This is a genomic window from Marinobacter sp. F4216 (assembly GCF_019931195.1).
Taxonomy (GTDB): domain Bacteria; phylum Pseudomonadota; class Gammaproteobacteria; order Pseudomonadales; family Oleiphilaceae; genus Marinobacter; species Marinobacter suaedae.
Genome location: NZ_JAIOUO010000002.1, coordinates 1,039,347 through 1,058,608 on the forward strand (window position 1 = coordinate 1,039,347; position 19,262 = coordinate 1,058,608).

Consider the following 19,262-nt stretch of genomic DNA (forward strand, 5'->3'; position numbering starts at 1 on the left):
GGCCAGAGATGAGCACGGCCGCGTTGCAAGCGCCCCGCCGTGCCAGACTATTGCCCGTGCTTATGCTGTTCGCAGCACTGGCCAGTGCCATCGAAATCACTACCCGTTTAGTAAATTACGTACAGGAAGAATTTGGTGACGAGGCAGCAGAGCGCCTGGAGAACTGGCAGCGATTGAACACCCTCGCCCAGAATGCACCGGTTAAGCGACAGCTAAAGCTGGTGAATACTTTTTTTAACCGGGTGAAATTTGTCAGTGACATTCACCACTGGGGCGAGGAAGACTACTGGGCCACGCCTATCGAGTTGCTGGCCACAAACGGCGGGGATTGTGAGGACTTTTCAATCGCAAAATACCTGACCCTCAAAGCCCTGGGGGTACCGGATGACCAGCTCAGAATCGTCTACGTTAAGGCACTTGAGCTGAACCAGGCCCACATGGTGCTAGCCTGGTACGAACAGCCAGACAGCGATCCGCTGATTCTCGACAATCTGATAAACGACATCAAACCTGCGTCACAACGGTCTGATCTGGAACCCGTTTACAGCTTTAACGGCGATGGTCTCTGGCTCACCAAGTCAGGCGGTGACGAACGAATTGGTGAGCCGGAAAAACTCAAGCGGTGGCAGGCGCTGAATGAGCGGCTGACGGAATCGCTGAATCTCTGACGACTCGGAGTTGGAGCAGGTTTGCCGCCTCCCCATTGACCACACATCTGCCCCGCCACCTCATTCAACTCCCAGCCAGCTCTGCCCCTAGAGGCTCACACCCGCCAGCCTGGCACGAGCCGTGTGCAGTTTTTTATAGCTCTCAACCAGCCGGAGGTGTTTTTCCAGCCCTTCCAGGCGCAGGTTGGTTGGTGTCAGCCCGTAAAAGCGGACATCGCCTGTCACAGAGCCAATAGCGGCGTCAAGCTTCTCATCACCAAACATTCGACGCAGATTGGCTTCGTAATCCTCCAGCTTCAAGTCCTCATCGAGGACGATTTCGAGAATCGCATTCATGGCCTGGTAGAACAGGCCTCGCTCGACGGTGTTGTCGTTGAATTGCAAGAACGCTTCTACCCGTTCCAGTGCTTCCTCATGCTGTTTCAGCGCCAGATTTATCAACAGTTTCAGCTCAAGAACCGTCAGCTGCCCCCACACGGTGTTCTCGTCGAACTCAATGCCAATCAGGGTGATGATATCGGTGTAGTCGTCAATCTGGCTTTCCTCCAGACGATCGAGCAGCCCTTGCAGCTGATCGTCCGCCAGAGAATGCAGATTGAGAATGTCAGCCCGGTAATCCAGTGCCTTGTTGGTGTTGTCCCAAACCAGGTCTTCAACCGGGTAAACTTCGGAATACCCCGGAACCAGTATCCGGCAGGCGGGCGCCCCCAGCTCTTCGTAAACTGCAACGTACGCTTCCTTACCCTGCTCACTCAGGATAGAGAACAAGGTTTCCGCTTCTTCTTCATTGGTCCCGGAGAAATCCCACTCGCTGAATTCATAGTCGGATTTCGCACTGAAAAACCGCCACGACACCACGCCGGTGGAATCAATAAAGTGCTCCACGAAGTTATTGGGTTCCGAAATCGCCAGGCTGTTGAACGTGGGCGGCGGAACATCGTTGAGGCCCTCGAAGCTTCGCCCCTGAAGCAATTCAGTCAGGCTTCTCTCGAGGGCAACCGCCATGCTGGGGTGCGCCCCGAACGAGGCAAACACACCGCCCGTACGCGGATTCATAAGCGTTACGCAGGCAACCGGGAACTGGCCACCCAGCGACGCATCCTTCACCAATACGGGGAATCCTTGGGCCTCCAGTGCGCGAATACCTTCCACCAGATCGGGGTATTTATCCAGCACCTCCTGTGGCACGTCCGGCAGTGCGATTTCCTCTTCAATAATCTGACGCTTCACGGCGCGTTCAAAAATCTCGGACAGACACTGAACCTGCGCTTCGTACACCGTGTTGCCCGCGCTCATGCCGTTGCTGAGAAACAGGTTCTCAATCAAGTTGGAGGGGAAATACACCGTCTCACCGTCAGAACGTCGCGTGAACGGAAGTGCACAGATCCCGCGCTCGGTATTGCCTGAATTGGTGTCGATCAGGTTTGACCCGCCCAACTCACCATCCGGGTTGTAAATCGGCAGACAGTAGTCGTCCAATATCCCGTCCGGCAGTTCGTCATCGGGGCCCGGCTGGAACCAGCGTTCGTCGGGGTAATGAACAAACGGAGCATTGGCAATCTCTTCCCCGAAATACTGGTCGTTGTAGAAGAAGTTGCAGTTCAGGCGCTCGATGAATTCCCCGAGCGCGGAGCACAAGGCGCTTTCCTTGGTGGCGCCCTTGCCGTTGGTAAAACACATTGGTGAAGCCGCGTCCCGGATGTGCAGGGACCAGACGTGGGGAACAATATTCCGCCAGGACGCAATCTCGATTTTCATCCCCAGGTCTTCGAGAATCTTCGTCATGTTGGCAATGGTCTGCTCCAGCGGCAGGTCCTTACCCTCGATAAACGTGCGGTGTTCACCGTCTGGCTCAACCATCAGCAGTGCCTGGGCGTCTTCATCCAGGCTCTCAACCACCTCAATCTGGAAATCAGGCCCGGTCTGAACAACCTTTTTGACGGTGCAGCGATCTATTGAGCGAAGAATTCCCTGCCGATCTTTCTCGGAAATATCCTCTGGCAACTCCACCTGGATCCGGAAAATCTGGTTATAGCGATTGTCCGGATCAACGATGTTGTTCTGGGACAGGCGGATATTTTCCGTCGGGATGTCCCGAGCGAGGCAATACACCCGCACGAAGTAGGCGGCACACAGAGCCGACGATGCCAGGAAATAATCAAAGGGGCTGGGAGCTGAGCCGTCGCCCTTGTAGCGAATGGGCTGATCCGTAATGACGGTGAAGTCGTCAAACTTGGCTTCAAGCCTGAGATTGTCGAGAAAGTTAACTTTGATTTCCATGGCGAGGGCACCCGGTTTGGAGAATTTGGCGGGGTTCGAAAAACAGGGCGGCCATTATCCATTTTTTACGCAGGTTCGTCTTCCGTGAAGGCCACTACGAAACCCCGCCGTACAGGAGCGTCGCCCCGCCCTGACTAATCGGTTTTCTGGAAGCCAAGGAGCTCACGACCCTCGCCATCGTTCAAAGACAGCTGCGTGCCTTTAATGGTGTAGCTGCGAACCTGGTCCAGATTTGCGCCGAACTGCGCCGGAATGCGCATATCGATACAGGCTTTCCTGGTGCTCGCAAGAGGTCCGAATACCAGTTCTGAAGCGTCAACCCGCTGAATGGCTCCTCGATAATTGTTGCAGCCATCGAACCCCATAACGGCCATGTCGTGCAGGTTCAATTCCATGCGGGGACGCATCCGTTCGTTTTCCAGCACCAGCGTTTCGCCGCCGACGCGCTCCAGGACCCAAAGGTCATTGAGCCTCAGCTTGGTGTCTGGTTCTTTGTCGAGGACGCTCACCAGTGTGTAGCGGATGGACGAGGTATCTGCCGGGCGCTGCTCAGGCGGTATTTCGTCCTCACGAACAATGAGGCGGTAAATGTAGCCGGGCTCGTACTCAAAGCCGGCAATATTGTCGTAAAACAACGACCAGCCACCGGGCTCCAGGTCTTCTCCTTTCTGAATCTGAAGGCACTGCATGGGGCCAACACCCACGCACTCCTTCTTCAAACTATTCACCCAGTACACCACTTCGTTTTCATTGAGGTCGGCAGTCATGGCTTCATCGACTCCTGTTTCAGCATCCTCTCCCATTGTCGAGCATCCGGCGAACAACACCGCTAGCAAAACAAAAGCAGCACGTTTATGCATTGTCTTCTTCCTGTTACATTGCTGACGCGATTTAGAAAATCCTAGTTGGAGCGCCCCCTCATCGCGAATTATTTGCGAAGGGATCTTTTTATAAAGTCGCTCGTAGATAGAACAAACCCCGTAAATAGTCTGGAGAAAACAAAAATGATTGGATACGTCACCATTGGCGTCAGTGATATGGCTCGTGCGAAGGCCTTTTATACGGAGCTGCTGAGCGACATTGGCGCCAAGGTTCTGCTCGACATGGATCGCATCGCGTTCCTTGGAAAAAACATGGGCTCCCCGATGCTGGCCGTGTGCATCCCCTACAATCAGGAACCAAACCACCCGGGCAACGGCAACATGTTTTCGATTCAGCTCCCCGGGAAAGATGCCGTTGACGCGCACTACCGGAAAGCCATTGAGCTGGGCGCAACCTGCGATGGGGAACCCGGTCAGCGGATTCCAGGACAGTTCTACGGCGCCTATGTCCGGGACCCTGATGGCAACAAACTGGCTTTCTTCCATTTTGGTTAAGATGCCCTCCATACAGGCAAAGCCTTGCGCCAGGCGAACCGGATCCCCTTGCGCAAAACACCTTTCCGGATTTTGCGGGCTCTGCGCCCTGCTCTTTGCGTCCGCAAGTTCTGGTGCAGACATTTCTGTTACGGTGAGCGGCCTGCCGGACGAAGGCACGGTTGTACTGCAGGTATACGATGATGCGGACGCCTTTGGCGATTTTCGAAACCCGGCCAGGGAAGTTCGCTACCCAATTCAGGATGCGAGGACCTTTCTGATCCCAGATACACCAGCTGGAGAAGTCGCGGTTCTGGTTTACCTGGATGAGAACAAAAACGGGGCACTCGACAGGAATTTTATTGGCATTCCCCGCGAGCCAGTCGGGCTTTCAAACAACTACCAGCCGAAAGGCCCTCCAACGTTCCGTCAGGCCAGTTTTGCGCTGCAAGAAGCCGGCACCGCCAATCTGGATATTGAGCTATATCGGGTACTGGGGGAATTCGGGCAATGGGGTTTGGGTCTCGGCGTGATTGGTCGCAGCAGTCCCTACGTGGGTTCAGATGCCAACGTGATTCAGCCTATCCCTGCCATCACGTACTTTGGCGAACGTCTGCAATGGATTGGGCCCGAACTGAGATTCGGCATCCTGGGTAGCGACGACCTGCGACTGGCCCTGACAGCCTCTTATCGGGTTGGCGCGTATGAAGAGAAAGACAGCCCGGTTCTGGCGGGGCTGGGTGATCGTGACAGCACCCTGATGGCTGGCTTCGGGCTTATTTATGAATGGGCCTATGGGCTGGAGTTTAATCTGGGCTACGAACACGATGTGCTGGATCGAATTGGTGGTGGCGCCGCGTCCGCCAGTGTGTCCCGCGGCTTCCAGATTGGCAACCTGCGCCTGACACCGGAATTGGGCATTAATTGGATTAGCGCAGACCTGGCTAATCACGATTTCGGTGTCGCAACCGGTGCGTCAAGAGCAGGCCTCAATGGCTACGATGTCGGAAACACGTTTACAACGGAAGTTGGCGTCAGGGCTTTTTATGAGATCACCGAAAGCTGGCGCGTTGTCCTGAATCTGGGGGTGGAAGAACTGGGTGACGACATCACTGACAGCCCAATCGTGGCAGATGACCGGGTTTTAAAGGGGTTTGGCGCAGTCACTTACGCCTTCTGAGGGGCAGTAATCGATTCAAAACCACTCCGGCCCGAGGGGCGGGCCGGAGTCTTGGTGCGAACATTCAATCCCTCAAGGGATTACGCCTTTTTCTTCTCCACCTCATCAGCAATCATATGGGCGGTGATGGCAGAAAGGGTCCAGCCGAGGTGTCCGTGACCGGTGTTGTAAAACACGGTCGGCAGCTTGCCACCGCCTACCCGGGGCATCATGTTAGGCAGCATCGGGCGAAGACCTGCCCATGGAACCACCTTGCGAGTACAAACTCCGGGGAAGCATTCCTCGACCCAGCGGGTCAGCGGGCGGATTCGGTCGTCACGAATGTCGCGGTTATATCCGCTGAACTCAGCCGTTCCCGCTACCCGGAATCGACCATCGCCAAGACGGCTGGTCACGATCTTGGTTTCGTCATCAAGCAAACTAACCGTCGGAGCCGCCTTTTTTGAAGCCTCATCATCAAGCTCGACAGTGATCGAATAACCCTTAACCGGATAGATGTTGACGCGGTCGCCAAGCTTGGCGGCAAGTGCACGACTGCCGACACCACCGCAGATAACCACGCCATCGAAAGTATCGCGGGTCTGCTCGGTGCCATCGTGCGCGGTAATCCAGACGTTCTTTTCATCCGCGCTGACTTCAATCACATCGTGGCCGTAGTTAGTTTTCACGCCCAAGCGCTTGATGGCATCTGCAAGACCATTGGTGAACTTGTGAATGTCACCCGTAGAGTCACTCTCGGTGTAGAAGCCGCCGTAATAGGTGCCCGCCAGCGTTGGCTCAATAGAGCGCATTTCTTCCGGAGTTACCGGGCGACGCTCAAGTCCGCCCGCCGCAAGAAGTCGGGAAACATTGGCAGCGTGATCGAACCCTTCCTTATTGCGATAAATATGAAGAATGCCCTGCTTCTTGAGATCGAAATCGATGCCCTCTTCCTCTGCCCAGGCAAACAAATGATCGCGTGCCGCAATCGCAAGGCGAGCTGTTTCAGTGGTGTTCTTTTCGTACTGGGGAATGGCAGCGATGAATTCTGCAAACCAGCTCATTTTGTGCCAGGACGGCTTGGGGTTTACCAGCAACGGGGCGTCACGGCGGGACATCCACTTGATGCCTTTCATGACCGTACCCCAGTTGTTCCATACCTCGGCATTCGAGGCAGACAGCTGGCCACCGTTTGCGAAAGACGTTTCCATCGCGGCGTAGCGGTGTTTTTCGTAAACGGTAACGTCGAGCCCGCGCTTGGCGAGAGAATAAGCCGTAGTGATACCCGTGATACCACCACCAATAACAGCAATACGTTTCATTAAAGTCTCCATGACGCGCCCAGGGTTCCCTCTCTGCCGTCCTCAAGTTAGGCAGAAAGCACCCCTTCCGTCACGGGACCTGAGAGATTCACGCGCCACCAATAACAGCGTGGCCCGCTTGCTCCTTCGGTGTGCCGGATGACGCAGTCGCCGGCAACTCTTCGGAAAGTTCTTCACGCGAGCGGTCCTTTTGCCTGAGAGTTTCCGGGGCAGTTGCTCCTTCGGCGCCGATCCCCTGTTTACATGGACCGATCTCTCCCGCAAGCGTGCGCAGCGCCAGAGGCGCCACCAAAGGTTCGAACTTTAGCAAATAAAGGAAAAGTGAGGAACTACTGCCTGAAATATCAAATGAATTTAGGATAGGACCGAAGAGCTAGCGGATTTGGTGGATCACCACCTGCTTGCGACGAGGTAAGCACTAATCCACGTCATTGCCATATTAGAAGAATGAGACCGCTGGATCCTTACTAAACCTCATGCCGGATGTTACGACACTCGATGAAGTCTTGCTTGATGAGACTCACTACAAAGGGGAGTAATGGAGGCGCGGGTCGGAATCGAACCGGCGTACACGGAGTTGCAGTCCGCTGCATAACCACTCTGCCACCGCGCCGGGGAAAAGCCTGAAGGATTTAGGCTTAGCTGCTCTCAGGTGGGCTGTGAGAGACTTGGTTGTCGCCGTTCATTTTCTACCAGCCTGGCCGGAGAAAAATTGGAGCGGGAAACGAGATTCGAACTCGCGACCCCAACCTTGGCAAGGTTGTGCTCTACCAACTGAGCTATTCCCGCTCGACAACGTGGGCGTATTCTACGGATTCGGCCGAACGCGTCAACCACTTTTTTGAAGTTTTTATTCCGTCTTCGACTTTGCCTAATTTTCGTCCTGCCGGGCCGATATGAGTGCAGGAGGAATAACCACCACTCCCCCTAAAGCCATGTTAGACTTTGTTTTTCTCAACGGGGTGCCCGAACTTTAAACGTAGGGCTGAGACCATACCCGCGGAACCTGATCCGGGTCATGCCGGCGAAGGGATTGAGTACCGCTTTAAGGCTGAAACACGCTGTATGGTCATACCCCACCAAGTATCTGGAGGGTTTGAGGTATGGTCATTCGCGCACTGAGCCTTGTTCTGGCTACGTCATTTTTATATTCGCCCACCGCTCAGACAGCTACTCTGAATATCTATACCTACCCATCCTTCGATGCAGAATGGGGGCCCGGCCCAGCCATTGAGAAAGCGTTTGAAGAAACCTGTCAGTGTGATTTGAATTTCATTGCACTGGGCAGCAGTGGCGACATCCATCAGCGCCTTCGCCTCGAGGGCGACACCACCGAGGCGGACCTGGTGCTCGGCCTGGACACCGGGACCATGGAGGCTGCCCGAAAAACCGGTCTGCTCGCCCCTCACAACACCGACCTTGCTCCCTTAAGTCTGCCAATTGAATGGCAGGATGAGCTGTTCGTGCCCTATGACTGGGGTTATTTCGCCTTTGTTTACGACACAGAACAGCTGTCCGAGCCACCTCAAAGCATGGAGGAACTGGTAAACGCGCCGGAAGACCTGAAAATCATTATCCAGGACCCGCGAACCAGCACACCGGGTTTGGGTTTGCTGCTCTGGATGCGCCACATCTACGGCGAACAGGCGCCGCAGAAGTGGCAGTTACTCAGTAATAAGATTCTCACCACCACCAAGAGCTGGAGCGATGGCTATTTTTCGCTGTTCATGAACGGTGAGGCCCCCCTGATTCTCTCCTACAGCACGTCACCGGCCTACCATATGGCAATCGACAAGACCGATCGCTATCAGGCCGCAAAATTTCAAGAGGGCCACTACCTGCAAGTGGAGGTTGCAGCCCTGGTCGCAGCATCGGATCAGAAGGAATTGGCGAGAGAATTCCTGGCCTTTATGCTGACCCCGGAATTTCAGTCTCATATCCCGCTCAAAAATGTCATGTATCCGGCAATCGAACTGGGCGACGCCATGCCAGAGGTCTTCGATAAACTAATCAATCCCGGCACCACACGGTATTTCCAGCCCGCCACCGTCTCCGCAAACCGGCGGGCCTGGGTGGACGAATGGCTGGATGCCATGACGCGCTGACGCTGGCGGATGCGAGCTTTGGAATTGAAAACCACCCCACCCCTGAGTAACCCTAACTGGCTTCGCTGGCCCGGTCTCATGGTGGGCGCGGGAATCCTTGTTTTGGCCTTCGGCGGCGTCGGTGCCCTGCTCTGGCAATCGCCGAACCTGCCATTGCCGGACTTATGGCAAAGCGCCTACCTACGAAACGTCCTTCATTTCACCGTATGGCAAGCTGTGCTATCAACACTGCTCAGCATCTTGCTGGCAATCCCTGTCGCGCGAGCACTGGTCCGCCACCGCCAATTTCCGGGGCGCTCCCTTCTGCTGCGCCTGATGGAATTGAGTCTGGTCATTCCGACTATCGTGGCGGTTTCCGGCCTGGTAGGTATCTACGGCCGCCAGGGCTGGCTTACCCAGTGGCTTCAGGCAGCAGGCTTGGATGCTGGCTGGTCGCTCTACGGTCTCAACGGTATCGTTCTGGCTCACGTCTTCTTCAATGCGCCAATGGCTGCTCGCATCCTGCTCATGGCGTTTGATCGCGTACCGGCTCCCCAACGACGAATTGCCAGCCAGTTGGGTCTCGGATCCCTCTGGCTCTGGCGCGCACTGGAATGGCCCGCCATAAAAAATGTTTTGCCCGGCGTTGCCACCCTGGTTTTTACGCTATGCTTCACCAGCTTCGCAATTGTGATGACCCTCGGAGGCGGCCCCGGGGCCACCACGCTGGAAGTGGCAATCTATCAAGCATTAAGGTTCGAATTTGATTCATCCAGGGCAGCCATGCTGGCGATCGTTCAGCTGGTCATTTGTGGCACGCTCTGGTATCTCGCGCTCCATCGAGGCATGGACAGTGCCCTGGTTCCCGGGCGCCAGCTGTCCTTCGCACCAAAACGGAAGGATAGCCGGGGCATCAGCCGCTATGGAGATTCGGTGCTGATCACACTGTTCGCCAGCTTTCTCCTTTTTCCGCTGGCCTTCGTCGTGTTCAGGGGCCTTCCGGGCTTACCTGACTCCCTCCTCCCCCTGGCAGACTCGGCGTTACTGAAAGCCACGCTTCGCAGCCTGGTCATTGCTCTTCCCGCCGGCTTTGTTTCGGTCGCCGCTTCGCTGTTGATACTTGGTGGTTATCGGACCACCAGGAACCGTTGGTTGGCCCGTATGCCAGCCACGCTGGCTCATGTGCCTTTATTCATTCCACCGCTGGTACTTGGTACCGGTTTGTTTCTGGCCATTCGGCCCAAGCTGGGCATGAACGTGGAAGCGTTTGGTCTGGTTGCCCTGGTCAATGCGTTGATGGCGCTTCCATTCGTGATTCAGATTATTCGGGCTCCGCTGGATTCGATGGATGCCATGTCCCTGCGCCAGGCCGACCAACTGAATATCCGTGGCTGGTATCGCTGGCGGCTGCTGTATTGGCCCCGCCTTCGTCGCCCTCTGGGCCTTGGCATTGCCTATGGTGCAGGTCTGTCCCTGGGTGACTTTGGCGTTATAGCCCTGTTTGGAACGCCTAATGAGCCTACCATTCCGGTCTTGCTCTACCAGCAGCTGGGCAGCTACCAGATGCAAGCTGCTGCGACCACCGGCCTGTGGCTACTGGTCCTTTTACTCGGTCTGTTTTTAGTCACTGGCCTTATTACACGTTCGCCCAAAAATGTGTCCAAAACCGACCAGGCAATGGAGTCCGCCCGTGCTTGATGTTGAGAGCATCCAGTTTGCCTACAACTCCGAGAGCCGCCTGTGGCAATTCGATTTTCGGGTCCACACGGGTGAATGCCTGGCGATAGACGGGCCAAGCGGATCCGGAAAATCAACGCTGCTGGCGTTACTTGCCGGGTTTCTCGAGCCGTCGTCCGGCGACATCCGCTGGAACAACGTCTCGATCAGCAGGCTCCAGCCCTGGGACCGCCCCATGACCAGCGTTTTCCAGGAACACAATCTGTTTGAACACCTCAATATTGAAACCAATATCGGTCTCGGCATTCACCCGGGGCTGAAGCTGTCGGTCAAGCAGCGAAAGTCCATTGGAGAATATCTGGAACGGGTTGGGCTTTCAGGGTTGGGAACACGAATGCCGGGGGAGTTATCTGGGGGACAGCGCCAGAGAGTGGCCATCGTACGGTCCATTCTCCGCGAACAGCCCATTCTGTTGCTGGATGAACCCATGACCGGGCTGGATATCGTCACCCGCAGCACCGTTCGCGAGTTGCTATTGGCCCAAAAAGCGAAGGGAGTCACACTGATTCTGGCGAGCCACGATCAAGAGGACCGAACCATACTGGCAGATAAGCAATTGAGTTTATAAGCTAGAGGAAGGACAACACTAAAACAACGGACTGAACCCAAGACGTGACCAGCCATGCCAGCGATGAAAAGCCGGTGTTCGCGGCGCATAGGCCAAAACCTGGCGAAGCCGTGATATCCGGGAACTCCATGACGATTCGGGGTGACTGGACACTTGCCGATTACGCATCACTGCAACAGGAAGTTAGCCGGGCATCTCCACGGAACCCTGATCAACTGACCGTCGACATATCCGAACTGGGACACGTTGACACCGCCGGCGCGGCCCAACTCGCCTCACTTCTTGGCGCAACGCGCCTCCGAACCCTCGCAAAAACCTTACCGGAAGAGAAGTCCGCGCTTCTGGCGGCCGTATGCAAGGCGCTGGAGCAAGAGCCGACGCCTCCGGTACTGAAACTGGTCGCGCCCCTGCGCTTTTTATCTGAAGTTGGCCAGCGTACAGATAGCCTCTTCCAGTTACTCAAGGAGCTTAATGCGTTCATTGGGCAAACACTGGCGGCTATTTTCTGGTTACTCCCCCGTCCCTGGCGCTGGCGCCTGACACCCTTTGTGTCGGCCATTCAGGACACCGGGCTAAACGCGCTGCCCATCGTAGCCTTGCTCACATTTCTGGTTGGTGCTGTTGTTGCCTTCCTTGGCGCTACCGTGCTGCAGGACTTCGGTGCGACCATTTACACCGTAAACTTGGTGGCCTTCTCCTTCCTCCGTGAATTTGGTGTGCTTCTGGCCGCCATACTGCTCGCCGGACGCACCGCCAGTTCCTTTACGGCTCACATCGGCGCGATGAAAGTGAATCAGGAGATCGATGCGATCCGAACCCTGGGCCTGAACCCGATTGAGCTTCTGGTCATACCCAGGGTGCTGGCGATGATGGTCAGTCTGCCGATCCTCACTTTCGTCGGCATGATGGCCGGCATGGTTGGCGGTGCTGCGGTGTGCGCCCTTACGCTGGACATCTATCCCCCTCAGTTTATTGCCATCGTTGAGCGAGATATTGAGCTTCGCCATTTCCTTGTGGGACTTTCCAAAGCTCCCTTGTTTGCGTTCCTGATTGCCGTCATTGGGTGTCTGGAAGGGTTCAAGGTCAGTGGCAGCGCCCAGTCTGTGGGCGAGCACACGACATCCAGCGTGGTTCAGTCCATTTTCACGGTGATACTGTTCGACTCCATAGCCGCTTTGTTTTTTATGGAAATGGGGTGGTAACCATGGTCAGACATCACCATCTGGAACCCCACCCCGACTCCCTTGGCAAGACTGTTATCGAGGTGAGAAAACTGTGCAACCGATTTGGCACTCAGGTGGTCCACGACCAGCTGGACCTGGACCTGCAAACCGGTGAAATACTCGGTGTTGTGGGCGGATCGGGAACCGGAAAAACGGTCCTGCTCCGAACCATCGTTGGTCTGAACAAACCCGCCGGAGGCCAGATTCGTCTGTTTGGTAAAAACCTCGAAGAGCTGTCCGCTGAACAACGGTCACGAGTGAAGCAGCGCGTGGGCGTTCTGTTTCAGGGTGGCGCCTTGTTTTCCTCTCTGAATTTGCAGGACAACGTGGCCGTTCCCCTGATAGAGCACGCGGGGCTTACCCGAAAAGACGCGCATCACCTCGCCCGCATGAAACTCGCGCTCACCGGCCTGCCGTCCGATGCCGCGTTAAAATTCCCGTCAGAGCTTTCAGGCGGCATGGTCAAACGGGCAGGATTAGCGAGGGCGCTGGCCCTGGATCCTGAGATTTTGTTTTTGGACGAACCAACAGCAGGACTCGATCCCATCAGCGCGGCAGGCTTCGACGAGTTGATCGTAACGCTTCGTGACGCCCTCGGACTGACTGTTTTTCTGGTCACCCACGACCTCGATACGCTCCACTCAAGCTGCGACCGGATTGCTGTCCTGTCCAGGAAGAAGGTCCTTGTGGCAGACCGTTTGGAAAAGGTCGCCGCCACACAGGATCCGTGGATACAAAACTATTTCAATGGCCCGAGAGGTCGCGCAGCGGCCGCCACACCAGCGGCTCATCCGGAACACGGCCAGGAGTAACACCATGGAACCCAAAGCTCATCACGTGATTATTGGCCTGTTCACGCTCACAGCATTTGCAGCCGCGCTAGGCTTCGCACTCTGGCTGACAAAATCCGCCACCGATCGGGACTGGGCTTATTACCATATTGGTTTTGACCATCCGGTGAGCGGACTGTCACGCGGCAATCCAGTACTCTACAGTGGCGTTCAGGTGGGCGATGTCGTGGACATGACCCTCGACACCAACAACCCAAGCCACGTGCGGGTCCTGATCCGGGTGGATGACAATATACCCATTCGCGAGAACACCGAAGCCGGCCTGGTGCTCGCTAACATTACCGGCAGCATGAGCATCCAGTTTACGGGGGGCACTCCGGACAGCCCACAACTTCGGGGAAGCAGGGAGTCCCCGCCCCTGATCATGGCCCAGCCATCTCCGTTCGATTCTTTACTTTCCAGCGGTCAGGATCTCCTCAGCAAAGCTGACAGCTTGCTTTCCAACGCCAATCGGGCCTTCTCGGACCGGAATGCAGAAAACCTGACCGTCATACTGGCCAATACCCGGGAAATGACCAGCGGTCTGATGGAGCAACGGGAACAGTTGAGTAATCTTCTTGAAAGCATGGAGATCGCCGCTCTCAGTGCCCGCGAAGCCGCAGTCAAGGTATCGGAGGTATCCGATAACGCCAGTTCCATTCTCAACAATCAGGGGCTAAGTGTGCTGGAGGCATTAGACAGCGCCCTGAAAACCATACAGACCACGGCCAATCGAGTCGATCGACTGACGATTGAAAACGAAGGTGCGCTTGCGTCCGGCCTGCAGGGAATGGGCGAGCTCGCGCCAGCGCTTCGGGAGTTGCGTTCCACCCTGCGTAACCTGAATCAGATTACGCGCCGTGTCAGCGAAGATCCGACCCGAGCCATCTGGGGCGGTGAATCGATGAAGGAGTATTCAGAGTGATAAGGAAATTAACCCTGTGCGCCGGTGTACTGGCGTTCTTGCACGGGTGTAGTGTCTTTCCGAATCCGGAGGCTCGCCGGGTAATGGATTTTTCCGCCGCTACGGTCGATTTCCGCGCGGCCGAAAAGAGACCCTACAGTCTGCGTGTCGACACGCCCTACGCGTCTGATCCGTTCAATGGCAGCCGTATTCTTGCCAAGCCTACGCCCTGGGAGTTCCGCATATACGAAGACGTTCGCTGGCGGGATACCATTCCAGTCATCGTGCGGGACTTACTGGTTCAGACACTTCGATCGGCCAACGCGTTCGAGTCCGTGGTCGGTGAAACCAATCCGGTAGATACCGACTGGACCCTGATCAGCGAACTGAGTGCGTTTCATACGGAAAACGGCCGGCCCACCCCGGCCATCATGATCGAATTGCACAGCCAGCTTGTGGCAAACCGCTCAAGGGAAAAGCTCTGTACCCGCACCTTCAGCGTGGTCGAAATTTCACCAGCCGGCGATATTGAGGCCATCGTCCAGACCTTCAACCAGGCGGGCGCAGCCATTGCAGGCGAAGTTGCCGACTGGGCTGTTCACTGTGGAGAGTCTGCGGATTCTTCAGACGGAAACAGATCCGGCCAGGCAGCCCTAAGGTAGAGCACCATGGACCACAAGGTCAGCACCGCAGCCACATAGAGTAACGCAATGGATACGTTCGACCAGACATTGCCCGGAGGGAACGCCAGCAAACCAACAATGGACGCCATCTGGGCTGTGGTTTTGATTTTCCCGATGTAAGACACCGCCACACTGGCCCGACTACCGATCTCCGCCATCCATTCACGCAATGCGGAAATCACGATTTCCCGACCAATAATGACCGATGCCGGAAGGGTCAGTATGAAATTGGCGTGTTCTTCAATCAGCACCGCCAGGGCTACTGCCACCATCAACTTATCCGCCACCGGGTCCAGGAAGGCGCCGAACGGCGTGCTCTGGTTGAGCTTCCGGGCCAAATACCCATCCAGCCAATCGGTCATTCCCGCCAGTGCAAAGATGCAAGCACTCACCAGATAGCTCCAATCCACCGGCAGGTAAAAAATCACCACAAAAACGGGGATCATGATGATCCGTGACAGGGTGAGGATATTGGGTAAGTTCATCGTTTCCTTACTCGTTATGAAGTGCAGCGTAGATATTTTCCGCCAGTGACTTGCTGACCCCCTGAACCTTGGCGATCTCATCCACACTGGCTTTGCGGATTTCCTGTATTCCACCGAAGTAGCGAATCAATTCCCGCCGACGTTTAGGGCCTACCCCCTCAATGCCCTCAAGGGTAGACTGCCGACGCTTCTTGTCTCGCCTGGCCCGGTGCCCGGTAATGGCAAACCGGTGTGACTCGTCCCGGATATGCTGAATGAGATGCAGTGCGGGTGAATCCGCCGGCACGCGGAAGATGTCCCCGGTCATGGCGTCGATCAATTGTTCCATACCAGCCCGGCGAGTCACACCCTTGGCAACGCCAATCAGTGGGATATCTGAAATCCCCAGCTCGTCAAATACTTCCCGGGCTATGTTGAGCTGACCCTTACCCCCGTCAATAAACACCAGATCCGGTCGCTTACCTTGGTCGGACACCATGCGTTTATATCGGCGCCCCAATACCTGACGCATCGCGGCGTAGTCGTCCCCGCCAGTGATGCCCTCAATGTTGTATAGACGGTAATCGCTTTTCAGGGGGCCATTCTCGTCAAAAACGACGCAAGATGCGACGGTATTTTCACCATGGCTGTGGCTGATATCGAAACATTCCATGCGTGCTGGTGTTTCGGGCAGCTCGAGCAAATCCCTCAGCGCCAGAAGGCGTCGGTAAACCGTTTCCTTGCTGGCCAGGTGAGTCAGCAGGGTCTGGCGGGCATTCGTCATGGCCAGCTCAAGCCATCCCCGGCGCTCGCCCCGCACATTGCCCCGGATTCGCGTTTCCCGTCCGGCCGCTTCTGACAGAGCCTCAGAGATCAGGGCCTGCCCATCAACCTCGACGGGCACCAGGATGTCTTTTGGAATCTCCCGATGCGCGTCTCCGCCCAGATAGTACTGCCCAAGGAACGCGCCCAGCAGTTCCCCCTCGGTCTGCTCAATGGAGAACCTGGGGAAGTAATTTTTGGTACCGAGCACACGACCGCCTCTCACCACGATCACCACAACACACACCACACCGGCGTCCTGAGCAATAGCAACCACATCGGCATCGCCGGAGCCCCCTTCCACGGACTGCTGTTCCTGAACATGGCGAAGATGGTTAATCTGGTCGCGATAGCCCGCCGCTTTTTCGAACTCCAGATTTTGTGAGGCTTTTTCCATCGCATCCATCAGATCGCGAATAATTGCGGGATTCTTGCCCTCGAGGAACATGGTCGCGTGACGGATATCCTCCTGATACTGCTCGGGGGTGATGTAGCCCACGCATGGCGCGGTGCAGCGATTAATCTGATACTGCAGACAGGGACGCGTACGGTTTCTAAAATAGCTTTCATTACAATTTCTTATGCGGAAAACCTTTTGAAGAACATTAAGGCTTTCCTTGACCGCACCCGAACTCGGGAAAGGGCCGAACCAGGTTCCGCCGCCCTTTTTCGTCCGCCCCCGACGAAACGTCAGCGAAGGGTAATCGCTGTGGGATGAGAGGTAGATATAGGGGTAGGACTTATCGTCCCTGAGCAGGATGTTGTAGGGCGGGCGTAACGACTTGATCAGGTTTTGTTCCAGCAGCAACGCTTCGGTTTCACTGCCGGTGATGGTTACTTCAATCGCCGCAATCTTGCCAACCAGGGCCTCGGTTTTTGGTGCGAGGCCGCTTTTACGAAAATAGCTGCTGACTCGTTTTTTGAGATTGCGGGCTTTGCCCACGTAAAGAACGTCACCGACCCGGTCGTACATCCTGTAGACGCCGGGCCTTTCGGTGAGCTGTTTGAGGAAATGTGCGCTGTCGAACTCAGCGGGGAGTGAATCAGAGTCAGACTTTGTCGGCATCCAGCAATCCGACCCGAACAGCCATCAAGGCCAGTTCCACGTCGCTGGAAATTTCCAGCTTCTCAAAAATTCGATAGCGGTAACTGTTGACGGTTTTCGGGCTCAGGCAGAGTTTGTCGGAAATATCCTGAACCTTCTGGCAATCCACAACCATCATGGCGATCTGCATTTCACGCTCGGAAAGCCGTTCGAACAGGGATAGCGCGCCCTCGTCATGGTCGCCACTAAGCTGTTTGAGCGCCATTTTCTGGGCAATTTCAGGACTGATGTAACGCTGGCCAGAGTGGGCCATGCGGATGGCACGAACCATCTCTTTGATGTCCGCGCCCTTGGTGATGTAGGCCGTGGCCCCGCTCTGCATCACGCGCGTGGGATAGGGATCATCCGCGCAGGCAGTTACCACGATAACGCGGACGCTGTCATCAATTCGAAGAATCCGGCGCGTCGCCTCAAGCCCGCCGATACCCGGCATCCGGATGTCCATCAGGACAATGTCCGGACGCTCTTTTCGGACAAATTCGATAGCGTCTTCTCCGGAAGACGCCTGACCGATAACCTCGAGATCGGGGTTATCCGCGAGCATCCGGGTTATTCCGGAACGCACCAGCTCATGGTCATCAACAACCAATACCCTGATCAAATTTCACCTCGCACACGGACTACGCTAAAACAGTGGCATTTTAACCGTAACCATACCATTGTTATAAGTAAAACCCGAAATCCTTATGACGGGTAAAGCTCTCTACGCCGGCGCTCCAAGACCAGCGGTGTTCTCCACGGGATCAAACCAGACGACCAGCTCCCCTCGCCTGACAGCAGCGAGCACCCGATTCCGTTCGCCCAGCGGGCTTTCCGATTCGTTCAGGCCGTGATACCGGGTGCAATACTCATCCACCAGGCCACTGATCTGATCCTCACTCAGCAGTTCGGTGTCCACGACAAACGGTTGCTGTCGGGGATCCGGTTGTCCTGCATCACGTTGGTCGGTCATAACCCCTCCTTTATACAACAGCATGGTAGGGGCTGTGACCCAATCAGAGAAGAGATTTTGCAGAAGTTAACGGCTTCGTTAGTTCGCAAAACTCGAGGTCGGATGTCCTCGCCGAAGCGCTGAGCACGTTGGGCAAAGCCGATCAAAGCGCCGGCTGTTCGATCATTGCCATATAAGCGGCAATCGACGGATAGCGCACCAGAACTACCTGATCCGAAGGATCGTCAGGGGGCGCAATCAAAGCCTCACACCCACTTCCCCACCAAACCACCTCGGCACCGACCGTTTTGACACAGTCTGCGGCTTTCTGGATATCAGTCTGGACTGGAGGCGGTGCCGTCCGCTCGGGATAACTACTCTGACGTTTGTGGTCGGCAAAACGCTTGGGGTCGAGCATGACAATGGGCTGGTCTTTGGGGGTTTCTGCAAGCACTTTCTGAAGTGGTTGGGGGCAGGCATTCAGGGCGCTCATCCGGTTCCTCTTATTCTCTTGTTTTACGGCTTGTCACTATAGCCCAGCCAAGGCCCTTCGGTACAAACCGTTTTTATTACCTTTCTTACAGGCTCTCAGGCGGTTGAATTGCTGGCGTTTCCTGCTAGTACAGCTAAAGTGAAATTACAAACATCCGCTTCCAATAACTTAAAAAAGCAAAAAAACATGGCTTCCCTGAACATCAACGGTAAGGAATACCAGCTCGATGTTCCCGATCAGATGCCCCTGCTCTGGGTCATCCGGGACGTTCTTGGCTTAAAAGGAACCAAGTTCGGCTGCGGAAAAGCGCAATGTGGAGCCTGCACAGTGCATCTGGATGGTGTGGCCATCCGCTCCTGCACAACGCCAGTATCTGGTGCCATTGGCGAAATCACCACCATCGAAGCGATTGGAAACGACCCGATCGGGCAACGGCTTCAGAAGGCCTGGCTTGACCTTGGCGTGCCGCAGTGCGGCTTCTGTCAGAGCGGTCAGATCATGAATGCCGTATCTCTCCTCAGGCAAAACCCGGCGCCTGGCAGGGATGAAATCATCCATGCCATGTCGGGCAATCTGTGCCGATGTGGTACCTATAATCGAATCATTGCTGCGATCCAGCGGGCATAGGGACAAG

Annotated in this window: 19 protein-coding genes, 2 tRNA genes and 2 riboswitches; of the genes, 11 read left to right on the forward strand and 10 right to left on the reverse strand. The window is 55.7% G+C overall.

The window, feature by feature from the left end:
• The first annotated feature begins 8 nt into the window (after positions 1-8).
• Positions 9-668: a transglutaminase-like cysteine peptidase gene (locus K8I84_RS05345; RefSeq protein WP_223793673.1), complete on the forward strand. Its 660-nt coding sequence runs from the start codon at positions 9-11 to the stop codon at positions 666-668.
• A gap of 87 nt (positions 669-755) precedes the next feature.
• On the opposite strand, the gene K8I84_RS05350 is transcribed toward K8I84_RS05345, so the two are convergent.
• Entirely contained in the window at positions 756-2,948 is a 2,193-nt protein-coding gene (locus tag K8I84_RS05350; protein WP_223793674.1) for an OsmC domain/YcaO domain-containing protein, read from the reverse strand.
• 134 nt (positions 2,949-3,082) lie between these two features.
• The gene (locus tag K8I84_RS05355; RefSeq protein ID WP_223793675.1) at positions 3,083-3,715 is read right to left on the reverse strand and encodes a DUF4377 domain-containing protein; all 633 of its coding nucleotides are present in this window, start codon (positions 3,713-3,715) and stop codon (positions 3,083-3,085) included.
• 237 nt (positions 3,716-3,952) lie between these two features.
• Between K8I84_RS05355 and K8I84_RS05360 the strand changes: the two genes are divergently transcribed.
• Both K8I84_RS05360 and K8I84_RS05365 read left to right on the forward strand, forming a co-directional pair.
• Positions 3,953-4,324 (forward strand): VOC family protein, encoded by a 372-nt coding sequence (locus tag K8I84_RS05360; protein WP_223793676.1) that lies wholly within the window; start codon positions 3,953-3,955, stop codon positions 4,322-4,324.
• Positions 4,325-4,457: 133 nt separating this feature from the next.
• Positions 4,458-5,483 carry a MipA/OmpV family protein gene (locus K8I84_RS05365; RefSeq protein ID WP_317848201.1) on the forward strand — a complete coding sequence of 342 codons (1,026 nt, stop codon included), beginning with the start codon at positions 4,458-4,460 and terminating at the stop codon, positions 5,481-5,483.
• An 80-nt stretch (positions 5,484-5,563) separates the two neighbouring features.
• On the opposite strand, the gene K8I84_RS05370 is transcribed toward K8I84_RS05365, so the two are convergent.
• The 3 genes from K8I84_RS05370 to K8I84_RS05380 form a co-directional block, all read right to left on the reverse strand.
• Positions 5,564-6,784: a D-amino acid dehydrogenase gene (locus tag K8I84_RS05370; RefSeq protein ID WP_223793677.1), complete on the reverse strand. Its 1,221-nt coding sequence runs from the start codon at positions 6,782-6,784 to the stop codon at positions 5,564-5,566.
• Between the two features lie 172 nt (positions 6,785-6,956).
• Positions 6,957-7,055, reverse strand: a riboswitch (glycine riboswitch).
• A gap of 268 nt (positions 7,056-7,323) precedes the next feature.
• A tRNA-Cys gene (locus tag K8I84_RS05375) sits at positions 7,324-7,397 on the reverse strand.
• A gap of 100 nt (positions 7,398-7,497) precedes the next feature.
• A tRNA-Gly gene (locus K8I84_RS05380) sits at positions 7,498-7,573 on the reverse strand.
• Between the two features lie 159 nt (positions 7,574-7,732).
• Positions 7,733-7,834, forward strand: a riboswitch (TPP riboswitch).
• Between the two features lie 53 nt (positions 7,835-7,887).
• On the opposite strand from K8I84_RS05380, the gene thiB reads away from it, so the two are divergent.
• The 7 genes from thiB (at position 7,888) to K8I84_RS05415 (ending at position 14,792) form a co-directional block, all read left to right on the forward strand.
• Complete coding sequence (gene thiB, locus K8I84_RS05385; protein WP_223793678.1) at positions 7,888-8,889, forward strand: thiamine ABC transporter substrate binding subunit; 1,002 nt, start codon at positions 7,888-7,890, stop codon at positions 8,887-8,889.
• An 18-nt stretch (positions 8,890-8,907) separates the two neighbouring features.
• Positions 8,908-10,566 carry a thiamine/thiamine pyrophosphate ABC transporter permease gene (thiP, locus tag K8I84_RS05390; RefSeq protein ID WP_223793679.1) on the forward strand — a complete coding sequence of 553 codons (1,659 nt, stop codon included), beginning with the start codon at positions 8,908-8,910 and terminating at the stop codon, positions 10,564-10,566.
• Entirely contained in the window at positions 10,559-11,173 is a 615-nt protein-coding gene (locus tag K8I84_RS05395; protein ID WP_223793680.1) for an ATP-binding cassette domain-containing protein, read from the forward strand. The genes thiP and K8I84_RS05395 overlap by 8 nt, the downstream gene beginning before the upstream one ends.
• Before the next feature lie 128 nt (positions 11,174-11,301).
• Positions 11,302-12,375, forward strand: coding sequence for an MlaE family ABC transporter permease (locus K8I84_RS05400; RefSeq protein WP_223793681.1), 1,074 nt, complete (start codon positions 11,302-11,304; stop codon positions 12,373-12,375).
• A 2-nt stretch (positions 12,376-12,377) separates the two neighbouring features.
• Positions 12,378-13,208 carry an ABC transporter ATP-binding protein gene (locus K8I84_RS05405; RefSeq protein ID WP_223793682.1) on the forward strand — a complete coding sequence of 277 codons (831 nt, stop codon included), beginning with the start codon at positions 12,378-12,380 and terminating at the stop codon, positions 13,206-13,208.
• A gap of 4 nt (positions 13,209-13,212) precedes the next feature.
• On the forward strand, positions 13,213-14,151 hold the full coding sequence (locus tag K8I84_RS05410) for an MlaD family protein (protein WP_223793683.1): 939 nt from the start codon (positions 13,213-13,215) through the stop codon (positions 14,149-14,151).
• Positions 14,148-14,792 (forward strand): ABC-type transport auxiliary lipoprotein family protein, encoded by a 645-nt coding sequence (locus tag K8I84_RS05415; RefSeq protein WP_223793684.1) that lies wholly within the window; start codon positions 14,148-14,150, stop codon positions 14,790-14,792. The genes K8I84_RS05410 and K8I84_RS05415 overlap by 4 nt, the downstream gene beginning before the upstream one ends.
• On the opposite strand, the gene pgsA is transcribed toward K8I84_RS05415, so the two are convergent.
• The 5 genes from pgsA to K8I84_RS05440 all read right to left on the reverse strand — a co-directional run bounded on the left by pgsA (position 14,729) and on the right by K8I84_RS05440 (position 18,628).
• Positions 14,729-15,298 (reverse strand): CDP-diacylglycerol--glycerol-3-phosphate 3-phosphatidyltransferase, encoded by a 570-nt coding sequence (gene pgsA, locus K8I84_RS05420; RefSeq protein ID WP_223793685.1) that lies wholly within the window; start codon positions 15,296-15,298, stop codon positions 14,729-14,731. The two genes, K8I84_RS05415 and pgsA, sit on opposite strands and share 64 nt — an antisense overlap.
• 7 nt (positions 15,299-15,305) lie before the next feature.
• Complete coding sequence (uvrC, locus tag K8I84_RS05425) at positions 15,306-17,165, reverse strand: excinuclease ABC subunit UvrC (protein WP_223793686.1); 1,860 nt, start codon at positions 17,163-17,165, stop codon at positions 15,306-15,308.
• Positions 17,149-17,805: a UvrY/SirA/GacA family response regulator transcription factor gene (gene uvrY, locus K8I84_RS05430; RefSeq protein WP_223793687.1), complete on the reverse strand. Its 657-nt coding sequence runs from the start codon at positions 17,803-17,805 to the stop codon at positions 17,149-17,151. Before uvrY ends, uvrC begins: the two co-directional genes overlap by 17 nt.
• 102 nt (positions 17,806-17,907) lie before the next feature.
• On the reverse strand, positions 17,908-18,156 hold the full coding sequence (locus K8I84_RS05435; protein ID WP_223793688.1) for a hypothetical protein: 249 nt from the start codon (positions 18,154-18,156) through the stop codon (positions 17,908-17,910).
• Positions 18,157-18,298: 142 nt separating this feature from the next.
• Positions 18,299-18,628 (reverse strand): DUF1330 domain-containing protein, encoded by a 330-nt coding sequence (locus K8I84_RS05440; protein WP_223793689.1) that lies wholly within the window; start codon positions 18,626-18,628, stop codon positions 18,299-18,301.
• A gap of 186 nt (positions 18,629-18,814) precedes the next feature.
• Between K8I84_RS05440 and K8I84_RS05445 the strand changes: the two genes are divergently transcribed.
• On the forward strand, positions 18,815-19,255 hold the full coding sequence (locus K8I84_RS05445) for a (2Fe-2S)-binding protein (RefSeq protein WP_223793690.1): 441 nt from the start codon (positions 18,815-18,817) through the stop codon (positions 19,253-19,255).
• Positions 19,256-19,262: the final 7 nt, after the last annotated feature.